This is a genomic window from Streptomyces sp. 8N114, assembly GCF_052245835.1.
Classification (GTDB): Bacteria; Actinomycetota; Actinomycetes; order Streptomycetales; family Streptomycetaceae; genus Streptomyces.
Genome location: NZ_JBQQBT010000001.1, coordinates 368934 through 385153 on the forward strand (window position 1 = coordinate 368934; position 16220 = coordinate 385153).

Here is a 16220-nt window from a genome sequence, read left to right on the forward strand (position 1 = left end):
ACACTACCGGATCCAACAAACATTCCCCCTCTCAAAGATCCGCAACCCGCTGTCACCGGGGCCCGCTGGCCGTGCCTCCCGGTGCGTTTCCGGTCCCGTTCCCGGTTCCGTCTCCGGCCTCGATACCTGCGTTTTGGCTGGTCCGGGCGGGTGCGGAGAGCGGCAGGACGCTGGCTCCCGCCAGGTCCGGGGCCAGCCGGTTCGCCGTCCAGCCCTCCCCCGCCAGCCGGGAGACCTTGTCGGCCTCGCCCTCGTCCGCGGCCAGCGCCAGCACCGTCGGTCCGGCCCCCGAGATGACGGCGGGGACGCCCTCGGCGCGCAGCCTGCCGACCAGGTCGGCGCTCTCCGTCATCGCCGGGGCCCGGTACTCCTGGTGCAGCCGGTCCTCGGTGGCGGCCAGCAGCAGCTCGGGGCGGCGCGTCAGAGCCTCGACGAGCAGCGCGGCGCGCCCCGCGTTGAACGCCGCGTCCACGTGCGGCACGGTACGCGGGAGCAGCCCTCTCGCGGTCTGTGTGAGCAGGGGTTTCGCCGGAACGAAGACCACCGGGACGAGGGATGCCGCGGGCTCCATCCGCAGCGCGCGGGCCGCTCCGCCGTCGGTCCAGGCCAGGGTGAAGCCGCCGAGCAGGCAGGCGGCGACGTTGTCGGGATGGCCCTCGATCTCGGTGGCGAGCTCCAGCAGCGCGGTGTCGTCCAGCCGCGCCTCACCGCCGGTGGTCACGGCGCGGGCCGCCATCACACCGGCGCAGATCGCGGCGGAGGAGGACCCGAGGCCACGGCCGTGCGGAATACGGTTGGCGCACACGACCTCCAGGCCGCGGGGCTGCCCGCCCAGCAGGTCGAAGGTGGTGCGCAGGGAGCGGACGAGCAGGTGGCTCTCGTCGCGGGGCAGGGTCTCGGCGCCCTCGCCCGCGATATCGATGTGCAGACCGGAGTCGGCGACGCGGACCACCACGTCGTCGTAGAGCCCCAGGGCGAGGCCCAGGGCGTCGAAGCCGGGGCCGAGGTTGGCGCTGGTGGCGGGGACGCGCACCCGGACGGCGGCGGCGCGGAACGCGGGACCGGCCATCTCTCGATGACTCTCCTTGGTTTGGGTTTGCGGAGCATCCCCTCGACCGCGGCTGCGCCGGACCGGTCACGGCTCCGCGCTCACCCGCGGTGGGGACGTACGGGAGTCGGGGTGAAACTCAGCCTATCGAAGGTGGGTTCACTGGCGACATAGGGCGCACAGGAGGCGCACGATGCGTGTCGTGAGCCTCACCGTGCTTCCGCGCAGTACGCGAGCGTACAGCGCGCCGAGCCGAACCGTTCCCGCCCCCGGAAGCGGAACCGGAATCGAAGCCGGAATCGGAACCAGGCGCGGAACCGGAATCGGCCCGGATGAGGCCCACAGAGGATCTGCCCAGGGGACGGGCCCGGGGAAACCAACTCGGTCGGAACCGGTTCAGACCAGTGGCGGCCAACCAGGTCGGACCAATGGCGGAACCGAACCGGAGCGGGGCCGGGTCGGTTCCGCGGCCGGGCGGGCCCGGCCGCGGAGTCGGCTCAGGCCAGACCGAGGCGCTCGGCGGCGGCGTCCGCGTCGACGGGGACGACGATGGGCTGCGGCGCGCCCGCCACGGCCCAGTCCGGGTCCTTGAGGCCGTTACCGGTGACGGTACAGACGATGCGCTGTCCCGGCTCGACCTTGCCCTGCTCGGTCGCCTGGATCAGACCCGCGACCGACGCGGCCGAGGCCGGCTCGACGAAGACGCCCTCCTGTGCGGCCAACAGCCGGTAGGCCCGCAGGATCTGACGGTCTGTCACCGCGTCGATGAAGCCGCCCGACTCGTCACGCGCCTGCTCGGCCAGCGTCCAGGACGCGGGGTTGCCGATCCGGATGGCGGTGGCGATGGTGCTCGGCTCCTTGACGGCCTCACCGCGCACGATCGGCGCGGCACCGGACGCCTGGTAGCCCCACATCCGCGGCGTGCGGGTGGCCGGGCCGTCCGCGTGATACTCGCGGTAGCCCTTCCAGTAGGCCGTGATGTTGCCCGCGTTACCCACCGGGAGGACGTGGATGTCGGGCGCTTCCCCGAGCATGTCGACGATCTCGAAGGCCGCGGTCTTCTGCCCCTCGATCCGCACCGGGTTGACCGAATTGACCAGCGCCACCGGGTACTTGTCCGACAGCCCGCGGGCCAGCTCCAGGCAGTCGTCGAAGTTGCCGTCGACCTGGAGGATCTTGGCGCCGTGCACCAGCGCCTGCCCCATCTTGCCCAGCGCGATCTTGCCCTGCGGTACCAGCACGGCACAGACCATTCCGGCCCGTACGGCGTACGCGGCGGCCGACGCCGAGGTGTTCCCGGTGGAGGCGCAGATGACGGCCTGGGCCCCCTCCTCCTTGGCGCGGGTGATGGCCATCGTCATCCCGCGGTCCTTGAAGGAGCCGGTGGGGTTGGCGCCCTCGACCTTGAGGTGGACGTCGCAGCCGGTCAGCTCGGAGAGCTTCTGGGCGGGCACCAGCGGAGTGCCGCCTTCACGAAGCGTGACGGGGCTGGTCCCGGGGGCGACCGGGAGGCGGTCGCGGTACTCCTCGATGATGCCGCGCCACTGCGGGCGCCCCGCGGCGCGCATCTGTGACATCGGAGGCTCCATGACGGTCACTGTTCCTTGGCTCCCTTACTGACCATTGTCCGGCGCTGCCCATCGCGCCGTACTGCTCGCGCTGCGCACCGCTCACCGGGGTCGGCGCTCGGCACGTTCACTCCCCCTCGACCCGCATGATGCTGGCCACCCCGCGCACCGTGTCGAGGCCGCGTAGTGCCTCGACCGTCGCGCTGAGCGCCGCGTCCGGGGCCCGGTGGGTGACGACGACGAGCCAGGCTCCGTCGTGTGCGCCTTCCTTGCCCTTCTGGCGCACCGTGTCGATGGAGACGCCGTGCTCGGCGAAGACCGTGGCCACCTGCGCCAGCACGCCGGGTTTGTCGGCCACGTCCAGGCTGATGTGGTAGCGGGTGACCACCTCGCCCATGGGCGAGACGGGCAGCTGCGCGTACGCCGACTCGCCCGGGCCCTTGCCGCCGCTGAGCTTGTTGCGGCAGGCGGCCACCAGGTCGCCGAGCACGGCGGAGGCGGTGGGCGAGCCGCCGGCGCCGGGGCCGTAGAACATCAGCTGCCCGGCCGCCTCGGACTCGACGAACACCGCGTTGTACGCCTCGCGCACCGAGGCCAGCGGGTGGCTGAGCGGGATCATCGCGGGGTGCACGCGGGCGGTCACCGAGCGGCCGTCCTCGGCGCGCTCGCAGATGGCCAGCAGCTTGACGGTGCACCCCATGCGTTTCGCGGAGGCGATGTCGGCCGCCGTCACATCGGTAAGGCCCTCGCGGTGCACGTCGTCCAGCCGGACGCGGGTGTGGAAGGCGATGCCCGCCAGGATGGCCGCCTTCGCCGCCGCGTCGAAGCCCTCCACGTCCGCTGTCGGGTCGGCCTCGGCATAGCCGAGCGCGGTGGCCTCGTCCAGCGCCTCGCTGTAGCCGGCGCCGGTGGACTCCATCCGGTCGAGGATGAAGTTGGTGGTGCCGTTGACGATGCCCAGCACCCGGTTGACCTTGTCACCCGCCAGGGACTCGCGCAGCGGCCGCACCAGCGGGATGGCGGCGGCCACGGCCGCCTCGTAGAAGAGGTCGACACCGTGCTTCTCGGCGGCCTCGTGGAGGGTGGAGCCGTCCTCGGCCAGCAGCGCCTTGTTCGCGGTCACGACGCTGGCACCGTGCTCGAACGCCGAGGTGATCAGGGCCCGCGCCGGCTCCAGGCCGCCGATGACCTCCACCGCCACGTCGATGTCCTCGCGCGCGGCGAGCGCTGCCGCGTCGGTGGTGATCAGCGCGGGGTCGATACCCGCACGGACCCGGTCGGGTCGGCGTACGGCGACTCCGGCCAGCTCGACCGGGGCACCGATGCGCTGGGCGAGGTCCTCCGCGTGCGTCGTCATGATGCGTGCCACCTCTGAGCCGACGACCCCACAGCCCAGCAGCGCCACCTTCAGCGGACGCGTACGCATCATCTGACCTCTTTTTCTCGACTTCTTCTCTTCCGAGCCGACGTCCGGCCCGTCGGACCCGGCGCTCCGTCGCGTCAAGTCTCACTTACCGAAACGGAGATTCCACGCCTGGTCCAGTATGTGGGATCTATATCTCGCTAACCGACATCGAGTCGCAGGAGATCTTCCTCCGTCTCGCGCCGCAGGATCGTCCGCGCCTCCCCGTCCCGCACGGCGATGACCGGCGGACGCAGCGCGTGGTTGTAGTTGCTCGCCATCGACCGGCAGTACGCGCCTGTCGCGGGCACGGCCAGCAGATCGCCGGGCGCCAGGTCCGCGGGCAGGAACGCGTCCCGCACGACGATGTCACCGCTCTCGCAGTGCTTGCCGACGACCCGGCTGAGCATCGGCTCCGCGGCGGAGGCCCGGGAGACCAGCGCCACGCTGTACTCGGCGTCGTACAGCGCCGTGCGGATGTTGTCCGACATTCCGCCGTCCACGCTCACATACGTACGCAGCCCCTCCAGCTCCTTGAGCGTGCCGACCTCGTAGAGCGTGAAGGCCGTCGGCCCGACGATGGCCCGCCCCGGCTCCACCGACAGCCGCGGCACCGCCAGCCCCGCCACCTCGCACTCGCGCGTGACGATGTCACCCAGCGACTTGGCGATCTCGTGCGGCTCCCGGGGGTCGTCCTCGGGCGTGTAGGCGATCCCCAGTCCACCGCCCAGGTCGATCTCGGGCAGCTCGATCCCGTGCTCGTCCCGGATCTGGGTCAGCAGCCCCACCACGCGGCGGGCCGAGACCTCGAAGCCGGCCATGTCGAAGATCTGCGAGCCGATGTGCGAGTGGATGCCGATGAGCTCCAGGCTGTCCAGCCTCAGCACCCGGCGCACGGCCTCGGCGGCCTGGCCCTCGGCCAGCGCCAGCCCGAACTTCTGGTCCTCGTGCGCGGTCGCGATGAACTCGTGTGTGTGCGCCTCGACACCCACCGTGACCCGGATCTGTACCGGCTGCCGCCGCCCGAGCCGCTCCGCGGCGTGCGCGACCCGGGCGATCTCCTGGAAGGAGTCCAGCACGATCCGGCCCACGCCCGCCTCGACGGCCCGGTGGATCTCCTCGTTCGACTTGTTGTTGCCGTGCAGCGCGATCCGTTCGGCGGGCATCCCGGCGGCCAGCGCGGTCGCCAGCTCGCCGCCGGAGCACACGTCGAGGTTCAGCCCCTCCTCGTACAGCCAGCGCACAACGGCGCGGGAGAGGAACGCCTTCCCGGCGTAGAACACATCGGCGTCCTGACCGAAGGCGTCCCGCCATGCGCGGCACCGGGCGCGGAAATCCGTCTCGTCCATCACATACGCCGGAGTACCGAACTCCTCGGCGATCTTCCGTACGTCCAGCCCGCCGACGGCGACGGCTCCGTCCTGCGTGCGCTCGACGGTCTGCGACCACACGCGCGAGTCGAGCGAGTTGAGGTCCGCCGGGGGCGCCGTGTAGTGGCCCTCGGGGAGAACGTCGGCGTACCGGGGTCCTGCCGGGTGTGCGGAACGGCTCATGATCGTGTCCCTGTGTCCCTGTTACTGAGTTTCGAAGTCTGTGGGTTCACAGCCGCTAGAGCTGTGCGGGTGCGGTGACGCCGAGCTGGGACAGGCCGCCTGCCAGCACCGCTCCGGTGGCCTCGGCGAGGGCCAGCCGGCCGCGGTGGGCGGCCCCGGGTTTTTCCTCACCCCGGGGCAGCGGCGGACATGCGTCATGGAATACGGCGAACGCCCCCGCGACGGCATCCAGGTGCCGGGCCAGCGCGCCGGGCTCGGTGATCCGCGCCCGGTCGGCGAGCAGAGCCAGCAACCGGGCACCGGCAGCGCAGAGCGGCACGGCACTCTCCGGCTCCGGCCGTAGCCCGAGCCGCCGGCCATTACGCAGCAGCGAGCAGACCCGCGCGTGCGCGTACTGCACCCGGAAGAGCGAACTGGAGCGCTCGGTACGGACCGCGAGCGCCGCGGGGTCCTCGCCGGTCGACGCCGCCCAGCGTGGGATGTCCTGAGCCGGGATGTCGGTCGGCGGGCCAGGGAGCACGGTGGTACCGGACTCGTCCGCCAGCAGGCCAGGGAGCACGGTGCTATCCGACCCGTCCGTCGGTCCGCTCCCCTCACTGCTTCCGCTCTCCGCGCCGCTCCCGCTCTCCGCGAGGGTGCGCACCAGCGCTGTCCGGCCAGCGGGCCCCAGCGTGACGTTCACGAACCCTCCGGCGACAACGATGGCTTCCGCCACCACGTCCTCGTCCCGTACGAGCCGCGCGCACAGCTCCTCCGCGACCTCCTGTGCGGGACGCCCGCAGGCCGCGGCGGCCTGGAACGCGACCCCCGTCGCGTAATCCCCGCCACCCCGCCGCGGCGGGGACTCCACGACGACACGTACACCGGCCAAGCGTTCCTCCGCGCCCCCATCGTCCGAGAGCACACGGGGCAGCGTGTGCCTGATGGTGCGCGAGAGCTGGGCGGGGGTCACAGAGCAAGCGTATGGGAGGCAGGGTGGGTCCGCGCGAGCCGGTTTCGGCAGCTGGGACGACGATGTGCTCGAAGAGGGCCGCGCTGGTCACGCACTGCGGCGGGACGACGACACAGGGCAGATACCCCGAAGGCCTACCCTCTCCCTCTCTGCTCGCCCTCCCCTCTCGGCCCCTCAGGCGCTCAGGCCCTCAGGCGCTCAGGCCCTCAGGGTTCGACGACCTCGGAGACGACGGGACCGCCCCCCTCCGCCCCGGCCGTTCCAGGTCTCCCATGCATCAGACGGCGCACCATCCGCACCAGGTCAACGGGCTCGAACGGCTTCCCGAGAAACGCGTCCACACCTCTCTCCCCGACCACACCCCCGCCCTCCAGCTCGGTGCACGCACTCACGAGCGCGAGCGGCAGGTGCCGCGTACGGGGATCGGCCCGCAGCCGCTCCGCCGTACGCACCCCGTCCAGACGCGGCATCACCGCATCGAGCGTCACGACGTCGGGCCGCACGCGATGCACCACGTCCAGGCACTCGGCACCGTCGACGGCGGTCACCACCTCGAAGCCCTCAAGCTCGAGGTTGACCCTGATCAACTGCCGGATGACGCTGCTGTCGTCCACAACAAGCACCCGGCCGGACATACCTGGCACATCCAGAAGCGTAGGCGCGCCCCTCCACCTGCGTCCGGGTTTTGCCCATTTCCACCCCACACCCCGCCCTCCCCCCGAAACCCGTTCCAGCCCACCCCCAGTGACCTGGTAGTGTTCTACCTGTCGCCGCCCAAACGGCCACGCCCCCGTAGCTCAGGGGATAGAGCAACGGCCTCCGGAGCCGTGTGCGCAGGTTCGAATCCTGCCGGGGGTACTTCCAGTGAAGACCTGAAACGCCCTGTGACCAGCTTGGATGTTGGTGCGGGGCGTTCGTCGTGTGTGCGGCGGGAGGCCGCTCTGAGCCGCCGTTTGTCGGTAGTCGCGGCGTATTTGCGGGATGGGATTGGGCCCGTTTTCTGTAATTGATCACTCAGTTGTCAGTCGGTGCCGCTCTCCTCGTCGTCGCTTGCGTCCTCGTCCCTGTCATCAGAAGAAGCGTCGTCCCAGAGGGCGTCGATCTGTTGGTTGGTTACGTGCTGCCGATCGTCGAGGCACTTCGCGTAGCGGGTCAGCCATACGTCCACGCTGTTGCCCGCGCACTCCCGCCACCTCGGCCGGATCCAATCCGGCGTTCAGCCAGGGGGACAGGGCAGCGTGCCGCAGGTCGTACGGCGTACCGGCCAGTGGCGAGGCAACCTGTTCCGGCGTGAGGGCCAAGGCGCGCGCTTCCTCCCATGTACGGGAGTACGACGACGAGCCGATGACGCCGCCGCGCTCGTCGGGATACGGAGGCCGACTGCTTCTGCCGGACGAACGACTTGGAGCTGACGCAGCCCCTCTGGAGGGCGATGGCTCAGACTTTCTCTACGTCTTCAGGCGGCCCGTGGCCGCCGCCCGCTCCTGTCTCCGCCCCTGCTCGCGCCACCCCCGGACCGCTCAGCGCGCAGGTCGACACAGCAACTCGCCTGCCCGGTCAGGAAGCCTGGTCGCTTCGCCCAACGCGACTCGTCACACCAGCGGACGCACGCCAGCATGAGCGCGGCCCGGCCCATGGGACGACCAGTTCCACACCGCCGGGTATGGCACGCCGACAAGGCCCGTGGCGCGGCGCTCGGGTCTCGTCGCGGTCTGTGGGCCGGTCCCGCCATCGCCAGGTGGGGACTGGGGCAGAGCGGAGGCGTCTGCGGGACACGGTCAAAAGCCCAGGAGCTGGCTGATGCCCGAGGGTGGCTGAGGGGCACACGTGCAGGTGCTCGGACGCTTTCCCGCCATCGTGGCTGACTTTCCCCGCTTGATGTATCAGTGGACTTCTTCGAGGAAGCGTCGACTTACAGCGTGTCCTATGTGGTGAGGTGACGGTGGCGTTTGTAGCCGCACAGGGCGGCGGCGAGGTCACGAAACGTCAGGTAGTTCAGGGGATCGTTGTTCGTAGCGGGCATTGAGCCCCGGCGGTAGCCGGCCAGCCACAAGTGCGCTCGATGACCCAGCGTTCGCGCCAGGAACCGCATCAACTCGGCACATCGTCCCTTCCTACGACGGGAGATGCAGGAAGAGCCGTGCAATGCGGAGGGAAGTCGACCATGTGGTTGCTGTGGCTGTTTCTACTGGCAGGTCCCGTCATCATCGGGATCGGCATCCGCGAGGCCGCGCTCCAACGCCGCCTCCTACGCGAAGGGATCCGCACCGATGGCCTGGTCGTCCGCCACCGCATCAAGCAGAGCCTGGGAAAAAAGCCCGCCTACTTCGCGGTGGTCAACTTCGTTGATGCACAGGGCAATCAGCACGAGTTCGAGTGCAATGTTTCCGGGGTCAAGGGCCTGCCCGTGAGCAGTCGGGCCCCGGTGCTCTACCTCTCCGGCGCCCCGAAGAGCGCACGACTCGACCTCTCCTCGAAACGGATTGGGGGCACCGTGCTTGTTTTCACGATTGGCATCGTGTGGACGGCCCTCCCGATCTGGTTGCTCTCCAACGGCCATTGAGCTTGGTGCTTGTGACCGTGCCCGATGCGTGCCCGACACGTCGATAAGCCGCGGTCAATAGCGGGTGGCAGCGCGAGGATCCGAGGTTCCCTTTAGAACCCGTTGCCGCTGGTCAGATCGTCGATGATGCCGGTCGAATGAAGCGTCGCGAGACTGAAGTCCTGGCGAATCTTCCACCGGGCCCGATACAGCCCGAACGGCCTGCCGTCAGTCTCCGCCGCCGTCCTTACCCTGGAGCGGCAACGCTGAAAAGGCTCACTGATACCCAAGGCTCAGTGGGCGGGTTCGGCGCAACGTTTTCGGCGCCCTGCCTCGGCCGGCGCGTAAGCCGGATGGCGTCGGTGCGCACGGCATGGGTCGCGGAGCAGGGGGATGATTCGGATAGAGGGCTGCCGAGACGAACGCGAGAGGCGGATACACATGCCGAAATACCTCTTCAGGGCCAAGTTGACCCCGGATGGACTGAAGGGCTTGCTCAAAGAGGGCGGCGCTGCGCGCCGCGAAGTGGTCGAACGCATGGTCCAGAGCCTGGGAGGCCGACTCGAATCAATGTACTGGGCATTTGGTGAGGAGGACGTCTACGTCACGGTTGACCTGCCGAGCAACGCCTCCGCCGCGGCCATCGGCCTGGTCACGTCGGCGGCCGGTGCCATTCGTACGAGCACGGTTGTGCTGCTGACGTCCGAGGAGATCGACGAGGCCGTCCGCCAGAAGGTGGAGTACCGAGCACCCGGCGCCTGAGCGCCAACCCCATGGCGTGGCTGTTAAGCGTGGTCCCGTACAGCAGCGGAGTACAGCAATCACCTTGGCCGCAGTGGATCCTCAACGCACCTGAGGAGCCGAACGGCCGGCCAGACAGACCCCGCCAACCGCCCCGCCCGTAGCGCCCGTAGTTTGCTTGCCGACGCCGGGTTGTACGGCCACACGTACGCGATCGACGCCCGCTCCGCGCCCTGCTCTGGCCGCTGAGGGCCCGTCCCCGTTCTGACCTCGGGTCCAGAGGACCTCGCAGCGCTGTGCTGCGGACGCGTCACCGTCGTCAAGGTCTGACCCAGCGCTCGTCCGTGCGCGGACGGCAGTCCGAAGTAGGACGGAACAGCGCCTGAGCCCTGTCTCAGAGACCGTGTTGGTCCATCAGTCGCATCAGGTTCCGCTTGCGTCTCTGAGCGGTGCGCAGGGCGGTGATGTACGTCGTGAACTCGTCCAGTGTGCCCCGGCGGCGGTGGCAGTCGCGGATGCTCAGCAGCAAGCTGACGAGCTGCTCGTAGGCCGTGTTGCCGGTCTGCCGGGTAAGCGGCTCGGCCAGGCGCAGGTAGATGCCGAGCGCGTCGGCGGGACGGTGGCCACGGGCTTGGTCGGCGAGGGTGAGCCACTGCTGCTCGTCGGCGCCGGTTTCGGTGGCTGCTCGCCAGGCGGCGTCCACATCCTTCTCGTCGAGCAGGGCATCGATCAGGACGGGGCCGCTGCCCCAGCCCTCCTGCCGTTGCTCAGCGTCGGCGCGCAGCAGGGCCAGCGCCCGCTCCCGCTCGTCCTGCCAGCAGTCGGCCGCGAGTGCGGCGGCGCGCAGTTGCCTGTAGGTGAGCAGGGTGCGGCGGGCACCGAAGTGGTGGCGGCGCAGGGCAACGGCGTCGGGGAGCCGGCCCACCCGTGTGTAGCGGTCGGAGAGGTGGTCGACGAGGGCGATGTCGACGGCGGCGAGGTCCCGGGCATCCCGGATACCGCGCTCCGCCCATTCCAGGGCCTGACCGGGCCGCCCGGCGAGGTCCAGTTCCCGGGCGATGACCAGGTGGGTGCGGCCGTCTGGTGCGAGGTCTGCCGCGTGCACGGCGACCAGCGTGTCGACGGCGCCTCCCGCCTTGGCCAGGCGCTCCATCAGGTACTTCTCGGCCCAGCCGGTGCGGTTGCGCCGCCACGCCCCGACGGCCAGCTCTCGCAGGACGGTCATTCCCCGGTCGCCGAGCACGTCCTCGTAGTCGAGCGGATCGATGTCGGTGAGGTCGTCGGCGTCACCGAGCACATGGCCGACCAGCCAGCGCGCGAGCTCTTCCGGGTCGGGGCGAGCCGCACGGCATGCTTCGTGGTGGGCGTCGGCGAGGGCGGCGCCGGCCTGCCCGAGCCCTCCGTCGGAGTCGTCGATGCTCTCCACCGCTTCGGCCAGCAGTTGCATCGCCTCCCGCGCCAGGGCGATCGCATCGTCGGCCCGGCCCGAAGCGGTCAGCGCCGTGATCGCGGATACCGCCTGCCCGGCCTGGTCGGAGTAGGCACGGGCATCGGCGTACTCGACGTACCCGTACTGTGCGAACGGGCCGATGTCGAGCAGCTCACGGACGCGGGCCCGGACTCCGGCCAGGTCTCCTCTGGCGCTCGCGGCCCGCAATTCCAGGCGCCGGCGCAACTGCCGGTCCTCGGCAACCTGATCCCGTACGAGGGCGAGCAGTTCCTCGCCGGACAGGCCGGACAGCCAAGCATCGAGGTCCTGTGCGCGGTTCTGAGCCGCCCTCCGCTGCCGCGGCAGGCTCTCCCGACGGGCGAGCAGGGTCAGGCCGAGCGCGACCAGGTGTTTGCAGAAGTTTCCCTCCAGACCGTACGGGCAGTCGCACTCGCTGACGAGCCCTCCGGGCTCGTCCAGGGCCAGCTCCACCTTGTACCGCTGGGTGCCGTGGACGGTCGCGGTGACCCAGGCATCGCCGACCTCGACCCCGGTCACCGCGTCGAGGTATCCGAGCCCGCGGTCGAAGGAGCGGGCGCCGGCAAGCGCCCTGAGCTTCGCCTCGGTTAGGCCGTCCATGACTCTTCCCACCCTGACTCTGGCCCTGCTCGTGACGAGCGCCACCCTACGAGCACCGGTCAGCCCCGTCCGGCGATCCGCACGGCAGGTGGGCCCTGTTGCGCGGTTATGACTTGGGCGGGGTTGCTCTTCGATGTCGGGGACCTAGAGTGCCAGGGCGTGAGCACGAACTGAGGTTCGCCCGGCGTGGAGGGAGCGCGGTGGGGCGGACCTGGGCCGATGGGGGAGAAATGATCAAGCATTCACGAATTCTGCTCGGTGCGGTGGCGGCAGGCGCCCTGGCCACGGCGGGGACCGTCACAGCGATGGGGGCCGAGGGCAGCGAGACGGGCAAGGCCGAGGCCAAGGCCGCTTCGGCGGGGGCCGGGGTCTCCACCAAGGCCGGGCCGGCGGCGGTCGGTACGTACAACGAGTTCTCGCGGCTCGATCAGCGCTCGGCGGGGCAGTTCGGGTCGGGGGACTCCGTTGCGGGGCAGTGGTCCTGGCGTACGGAGCCGTCCGGGGAGTACACGATCAACTGGGAGCAGAAGGAGCCGGAGAACCGGGAGCGGTTCCGCCGTTCCAAGGACGGCGAGTGGCTGCTGCTGGACGGCTGGGGGAAGAAGGGCCACACCTATTACGAGCAGCACGTCACCTCGGAGAAGATCGGTGACGCCGACTGCACGAACATGAAGGCCCTCCCGTCCGAAGGCGACCGCCAGCACTATGTGCGCTGGAACATTCCCGCCGAGGGCTACTGCCTGGACGCCAAGGGCACCATCCAGGAGGAGAAGGGCGGGAAGACCATCAACTTCCGCCACCGGCAGGTGTGGTCGCCGCCGGCCCCCTGCTCCAACGCCACCTTCAAGGACCGCTCGTGCATCACCCAGCACGAGATCTGGTGGGACGACAACAACCACCCTTACGAGAAGACCCTGGACCGCAAGGTGCAGCTCGCGAAGGGGCTGGGCATGGCCTTCCGTATCGACCAGAGCTTCCCGAAGCAGTGGTCGGCGGAGATGACGAAGCAGTGGGACTACTGACCCCCTGGTCCGCCGGCCCCTGACCCCTGCCGATCGCCCGGCCCCGCAGGCCAACTGATGCTTCTGCGGGGCCGGTTGGCGTCCAGAGGGGCACTGGTTACGGGCTTGCGGTGGAGTGGGACGTGGGTCAGGATCTGGCTCAGGTGGTCGAGACCAGCCGTAGGAGAGTTACGCGGTGGGCGTCGGCCGTCTGTCAGGGCACGTCCGGGGGGTGCGGGTCGGGCGGTGACGCCTGTTTTCCGTACCTCCGACGGGGAGGACCGTTCGTGTTCCGACTTCCGCGTTTTCTGGGTGTGCTGGCGGCCGGTGCCGCATTGGTTGTCGTACCCGCTCATGGAGCCGGCGCTGTCGAGCGTGACGCGGCTGCGCCGAACGTTCTGGGGGCCTGTGCCGAGCTGACCGATCAGGGGCCGGGCTGGGCCTCGCTGCGCAACGACTGCGGTGTGGAGATCAGCGGCTCCGTGGAGCTGAGTTCCGGGCAGAACCCTGAGTGCGTGACCATCGCCGCGCACGGCACGGGCACCGTGCGCTGGGAGGGAAGCGGGACGGCCGAGCACGCGTACGACTGCCTGACGTAGGGGGACATCGCGAGACGCAGGGAAGCGGGTGTCGGGGCCGGGGCGCTCGTGCGCTCGCGGCCCCGCCCATGACCCCGGCCCGTGACGTCGCGTCACGACCAGGTGCCCGTGGCCCCACCGCCGGTGACCGCGCATCCGGCCGCCTCGCCGTATCGCTGTCGACCCGTGTCCTGGTGGGGTCCGGCGACTTACGATGCCCGGGCGGTCCTGGCGGTGACGGGTGGCGGGAGGAGTCGGTGTGAGCGCTGAGTTTGCCGTGGTGCGGAGTGGGCGGCCCGTGGGTGCGGAGGAGCGGGCAGCAATCCTGGCGGCGCCGGGTTTCGGGCGGTACTTCACCGATCACATGGTCTCGGCCACGTGGACGGCCGACGGCGGCTGGGCGGGGCACAAGGTGGGGCCGCTGGAGCCGTTCCAGCTGCATCCCAGCGCCGCGGTGCTGCATTACGCACAGGAGATCTTCGAGGGCCTGAAGGCGTACCGGCACGGGGACGGCAGCGTGTGGCTGTTCCGGCCGGACGCCAACGCCCGGCGCTTCGCGCGGTCCGCGCACCGGCTGGCGCTGCCGGTACTGCCGGAGGAGGACTTCGTCGCCGGTGTGGCCACGCTGGTGGAGGTCGACGAGCCGTGGGTTCCGGCACCTGCCGGGGAGGAGAGTCTGTATCTGCGGCCGTTCATGTTCGCTTCCGAGGCGTTCCTCGGGGTACGGCCCGCCGCCCGGGTCGAGTACGCCGTGATCGCGAGCCCCGCGGGGCCGTACTTCGAGTCCGGCGTCACCGGGGTCACGCTGTGGGTGAGCGGCACGTACACCCGTGCGGCCGAGGGCGGTACGGGCGCGGCCAAGTGCGGGGGCAACTACGCGGGGAGCCTGGCCGCGCAGCGCGAGGCGGCGGAGCACGGCTGCGACCAGGTGCTGTACCTCGACAGTGCCGGCAAGGGCAACCTCGAGGAGTCCGGCACGATGAACCTGCTCCTGATCACCTCGGACGGCCACCTCGTCACGCCGGAGCTGGGCACCATTCTGGAGGGCGTCACCCGCGACACCCTGCTGGCGCTGGCCGGAGAGCACGGGCTGACGCCGGTGGAGCGCTCGGTCAGCATCCAGGAGCTGCGCTCGGGGATCACCGACGGCACCATCGTCGAGACGTTCGCCGCGGGAACGGCAGCTGTGGTCACGCCGATCACCGGGTTCAAGGGTGTGGGCCACGACGGCGAGGGCTACGAGGTCACCGTCGGTGACGGTTCACCGGGCCGAAAGACGGTCGCGCTGCGCGAGCATGTACTGGACATCCAGTACGGCCGCGCCAAGGACACCCACGGCTGGCTGCACCGCGTCTGCTAGCGGCTGCGGAAGCAGGTGCAGCCCGGTGCAGCCCGGTACTGGGCCGCGCGGGCCGGGCCGGTGCACGGACGGGTGCCGTTCCGCCTCTGCCCGCCCACAGGGCCGAGCGCTCTCACCGCGAGTCCACCAGGGCGTATTTCGCCGAGAGCACCGTCGGCCGCCCCTGGCGCGGCAGGTGGGCGAGGGCTTGGCCGTGGAAGGTGCTGATGACGGTGGAGCGGGGTGCGGGGTCGTAGACGGCCTCTTCGTCGGACGGGGTGAGCTGGAAGCCGGGGCGGGCGACGTGGAGCCGCTGTTCGTGCGCCAGCGGAACGACGGCCAGCACTCCCCCGTCGGCGGTGCGCAGCGCGTAGCTGTCGCGGTGGCGCGGCTGTGCCGGTACGAAACGTCTGCGGGCACCCTCCGCGCCGAGTGCGTCGTTGCGGTGGCGGTAGGTGGAACGTGCCTCCTTCGTCACGGCGTTGGGCGCGAGCGCCGCCGCCTCGTCGGTGCCGCCCGTCTGCCACAGATCCTCGTACGTCCCGGGAACGTCGTCCGGACGTAGCACGCCGCTCTTGGTGGCCGCGGTGACCGCCGTCGCGAGGCCCGCCCGACTCGTGGCGACGCGCGGCAGCCGCCCGGCCTGGAGCGGGAGCGCGGCGTGGAGACGCCAGGGGGTCGCAGGTTTCCCGTTCCGTGCGCCGGCTCGGTGTTCCCTGGCGAAGACCAGCACGGTGCGCTGCGGGGAGGGCGTCGTGCGAGTGGCGGTCACCATGAACCAGGAGGCGCCCGCGGGGATATGGAATTCGGGCTTCCGGTACCGGATGGGCTGGGCGAACGGGGCGCGGTCGTGCCGTGGGAGGGCGTCGTACTGCTCGTAGCCCGCCTTGGACCGTTCCAGCACGTTGCCCGCCGCGACCCCGGCGAGAAGGGCGGCATCCCGGGTCCGGTCGGCCCTGGTGGCGACCTTCTCGTAGCGGTGGAGGATGCGGCGCGCCTGGACGACTGTCACCGCACCGTGCGGGCCCGGCGGCGCACTGGTACGTCCGTCACCGTCGCGAGCACCACGAGCGTCACCGGCTCCACCGACGCCGCCGCTACCGCTGCCCAGTACGTGCCCGCCGCAGCCCGTCGTCGTACCGGCGACAAGGACAGCCACGACCGCGAGCGCGACTCCGACGGCAATCCGGGCACGGCCGGCCCAGGCGCGGAGAGACGGGCCGCGGAAGGGCGGGCGACAGCAAGCACTCATGGTGGGGGCTCCTGGGTGCAAGGCCGGAAGGGTGGTCGCGGCCAGGTGCCACCGGGCGACGAACGCTGCTCGGGGCCCCGGACCTTCCTACCGGTCCACATCCAGGCAGGATGCCTCAACTCCCCCGAATGATCAGCAGATCGAGCAGAATTCGACCGAGCAGAATTCGACCTTGG

Annotated in this window: 13 protein-coding genes, 1 tRNA gene and 2 pseudogenes; 7 read left to right on the forward strand and 9 right to left on the reverse strand. The window is 70.4% G+C overall.

The window, feature by feature from the left end; translation table 11 throughout:
- Positions 1–52: 52 nt before the first annotated feature.
- The 6 genes from thrB to ACTWQF_RS01620 form a co-directional block, all read right to left on the reverse strand.
- Entirely contained in the window at positions 53–1069 is a 1017-nt protein-coding gene (gene thrB / locus ACTWQF_RS01595) for a homoserine kinase (RefSeq protein WP_443276327.1), read from the reverse strand.
- Positions 1070–1545: 476 nt separating this feature from the next.
- Positions 1546–2625 carry a threonine synthase gene (gene thrC / locus ACTWQF_RS01600; protein ID WP_443276329.1) on the reverse strand — a complete coding sequence of 360 codons (1080 nt, stop codon included), beginning with the start codon at positions 2623–2625 and terminating at the stop codon, positions 1546–1548.
- A gap of 118 nt (positions 2626–2743) precedes the next feature.
- On the reverse strand, positions 2744–4042 hold the full coding sequence (locus ACTWQF_RS01605) for a homoserine dehydrogenase (protein WP_443277525.1): 1299 nt from the start codon (positions 4040–4042) through the stop codon (positions 2744–2746).
- 137 nt (positions 4043–4179) lie between these two features.
- Complete coding sequence (lysA, locus tag ACTWQF_RS01610; RefSeq protein ID WP_443276331.1) at positions 4180–5571, reverse strand: diaminopimelate decarboxylase; 1392 nt, start codon at positions 5569–5571, stop codon at positions 4180–4182.
- Between the two features lie 55 nt (positions 5572–5626).
- Positions 5627–6523: a DALR anticodon-binding domain-containing protein gene (locus ACTWQF_RS01615; protein WP_443276332.1), complete on the reverse strand. Its 897-nt coding sequence runs from the start codon at positions 6521–6523 to the stop codon at positions 5627–5629.
- 206 nt (positions 6524–6729) lie between these two features.
- Positions 6730–7158 carry a response regulator gene (locus tag ACTWQF_RS01620; protein ID WP_443245262.1) on the reverse strand — a complete coding sequence of 143 codons (429 nt, stop codon included), beginning with the start codon at positions 7156–7158 and terminating at the stop codon, positions 6730–6732.
- A 151-nt stretch (positions 7159–7309) separates the two neighbouring features.
- On the opposite strand from ACTWQF_RS01620, the gene ACTWQF_RS01625 reads away from it, so the two are divergent.
- Positions 7310–7381: transfer RNA gene (locus ACTWQF_RS01625), tRNA-Arg, on the forward strand.
- Between the two features lie 163 nt (positions 7382–7544).
- On the opposite strand, the pseudogene ACTWQF_RS01630 reads toward ACTWQF_RS01625, so the two are convergent.
- A pseudogene (locus ACTWQF_RS01630) lies at positions 7545–7887 on the reverse strand (tyrosine-type recombinase/integrase); the annotation flags it as partial.
- An 800-nt stretch (positions 7888–8687) separates the two neighbouring features.
- Between ACTWQF_RS01630 and ACTWQF_RS01635 the strand changes: the two are divergent.
- The 3 genes and pseudogenes from ACTWQF_RS01635 (at position 8688) to ACTWQF_RS01645 (ending at position 9827) form a co-directional block, all read left to right on the forward strand.
- Complete coding sequence (locus ACTWQF_RS01635; protein ID WP_443276334.1) at positions 8688–9086, forward strand: DUF3592 domain-containing protein; 399 nt, start codon at positions 8688–8690, stop codon at positions 9084–9086.
- A gap of 144 nt (positions 9087–9230) precedes the next feature.
- Positions 9231–9335: pseudogene (locus ACTWQF_RS01640) on the forward strand (IS5/IS1182 family transposase); the annotation flags it as partial.
- Between the two features lie 171 nt (positions 9336–9506).
- Positions 9507–9827 (forward strand): GYD domain-containing protein, encoded by a 321-nt coding sequence (locus ACTWQF_RS01645; RefSeq protein ID WP_443276336.1) that lies wholly within the window; start codon positions 9507–9509, stop codon positions 9825–9827.
- A gap of 373 nt (positions 9828–10200) precedes the next feature.
- Here the strand turns inward: ACTWQF_RS01645 and ACTWQF_RS01650 are convergent, their stop codons facing one another.
- Positions 10201–11874, reverse strand: coding sequence for an SWIM zinc finger family protein (locus ACTWQF_RS01650; RefSeq protein WP_443276337.1), 1674 nt, complete (start codon positions 11872–11874; stop codon positions 10201–10203).
- A 230-nt stretch (positions 11875–12104) separates the two neighbouring features.
- On the opposite strand from ACTWQF_RS01650, the gene ACTWQF_RS01655 reads away from it, so the two are divergent.
- The 3 genes from ACTWQF_RS01655 (at position 12105) to ACTWQF_RS01665 (ending at position 14813) form a co-directional block, all read left to right on the forward strand.
- Positions 12105–12896, forward strand: a complete 792-nt coding sequence (locus ACTWQF_RS01655) for a hypothetical protein (RefSeq protein ID WP_443276338.1) — start codon at positions 12105–12107, stop codon at positions 12894–12896.
- Positions 12897–13162: 266 nt separating this feature from the next.
- Positions 13163–13474: a hypothetical protein gene (locus tag ACTWQF_RS01660; protein WP_443276340.1), complete on the forward strand. Its 312-nt coding sequence runs from the start codon at positions 13163–13165 to the stop codon at positions 13472–13474.
- A 238-nt stretch (positions 13475–13712) separates the two neighbouring features.
- Positions 13713–14813, forward strand: coding sequence for a branched-chain amino acid aminotransferase (locus ACTWQF_RS01665; RefSeq protein ID WP_443276341.1), 1101 nt, complete (start codon positions 13713–13715; stop codon positions 14811–14813).
- A 112-nt stretch (positions 14814–14925) separates the two neighbouring features.
- On the opposite strand, the gene ACTWQF_RS01670 is transcribed toward ACTWQF_RS01665, so the two are convergent.
- Positions 14926–15951 carry a hypothetical protein gene (locus ACTWQF_RS01670; protein ID WP_443276343.1) on the reverse strand — a complete coding sequence of 342 codons (1026 nt, stop codon included), beginning with the start codon at positions 15949–15951 and terminating at the stop codon, positions 14926–14928.
- Between the last annotated feature and the right edge of the window lie 269 nt (positions 15952–16220).

Coding starts and splice junctions, on each gene's coding strand:
- thrB (WP_443276327.1), bottom strand. CDS start 1,069: ATGGCCGGTCCCGCGTTCCGCGCCGCCGCCGTCCGGGTGCGCGTCCCC.
- thrC (WP_443276329.1), bottom strand. CDS start 2,625: ATGTCACAGATGCGCGCCGCGGGGCGCCCGCAGTGGCGCGGCATCATC.
- ACTWQF_RS01605 (WP_443277525.1), bottom strand. CDS start 4,042: ATGCGTACGCGTCCGCTGAAGGTGGCGCTGCTGGGCTGTGGGGTCGTC.
- lysA (WP_443276331.1), bottom strand. CDS start 5,571: ATGAGCCGTTCCGCACACCCGGCAGGACCCCGGTACGCCGACGTTCTC.
- ACTWQF_RS01620 (WP_443245262.1), bottom strand. CDS start 7,158: ATGTCCGGCCGGGTGCTTGTTGTGGACGACAGCAGCGTCATCCGGCAG.
- ACTWQF_RS01635 (WP_443276334.1), top strand. CDS start 8,688: ATGTGGTTGCTGTGGCTGTTTCTACTGGCAGGTCCCGTCATCATCGGG.
- ACTWQF_RS01645 (WP_443276336.1), top strand. CDS start 9,507: ATGCCGAAATACCTCTTCAGGGCCAAGTTGACCCCGGATGGACTGAAG.
- ACTWQF_RS01650 (WP_443276337.1), bottom strand. CDS start 11,874: ATGGACGGCCTAACCGAGGCGAAGCTCAGGGCGCTTGCCGGCGCCCGC.
- ACTWQF_RS01655 (WP_443276338.1), top strand. CDS start 12,105: ATGATCAAGCATTCACGAATTCTGCTCGGTGCGGTGGCGGCAGGCGCC.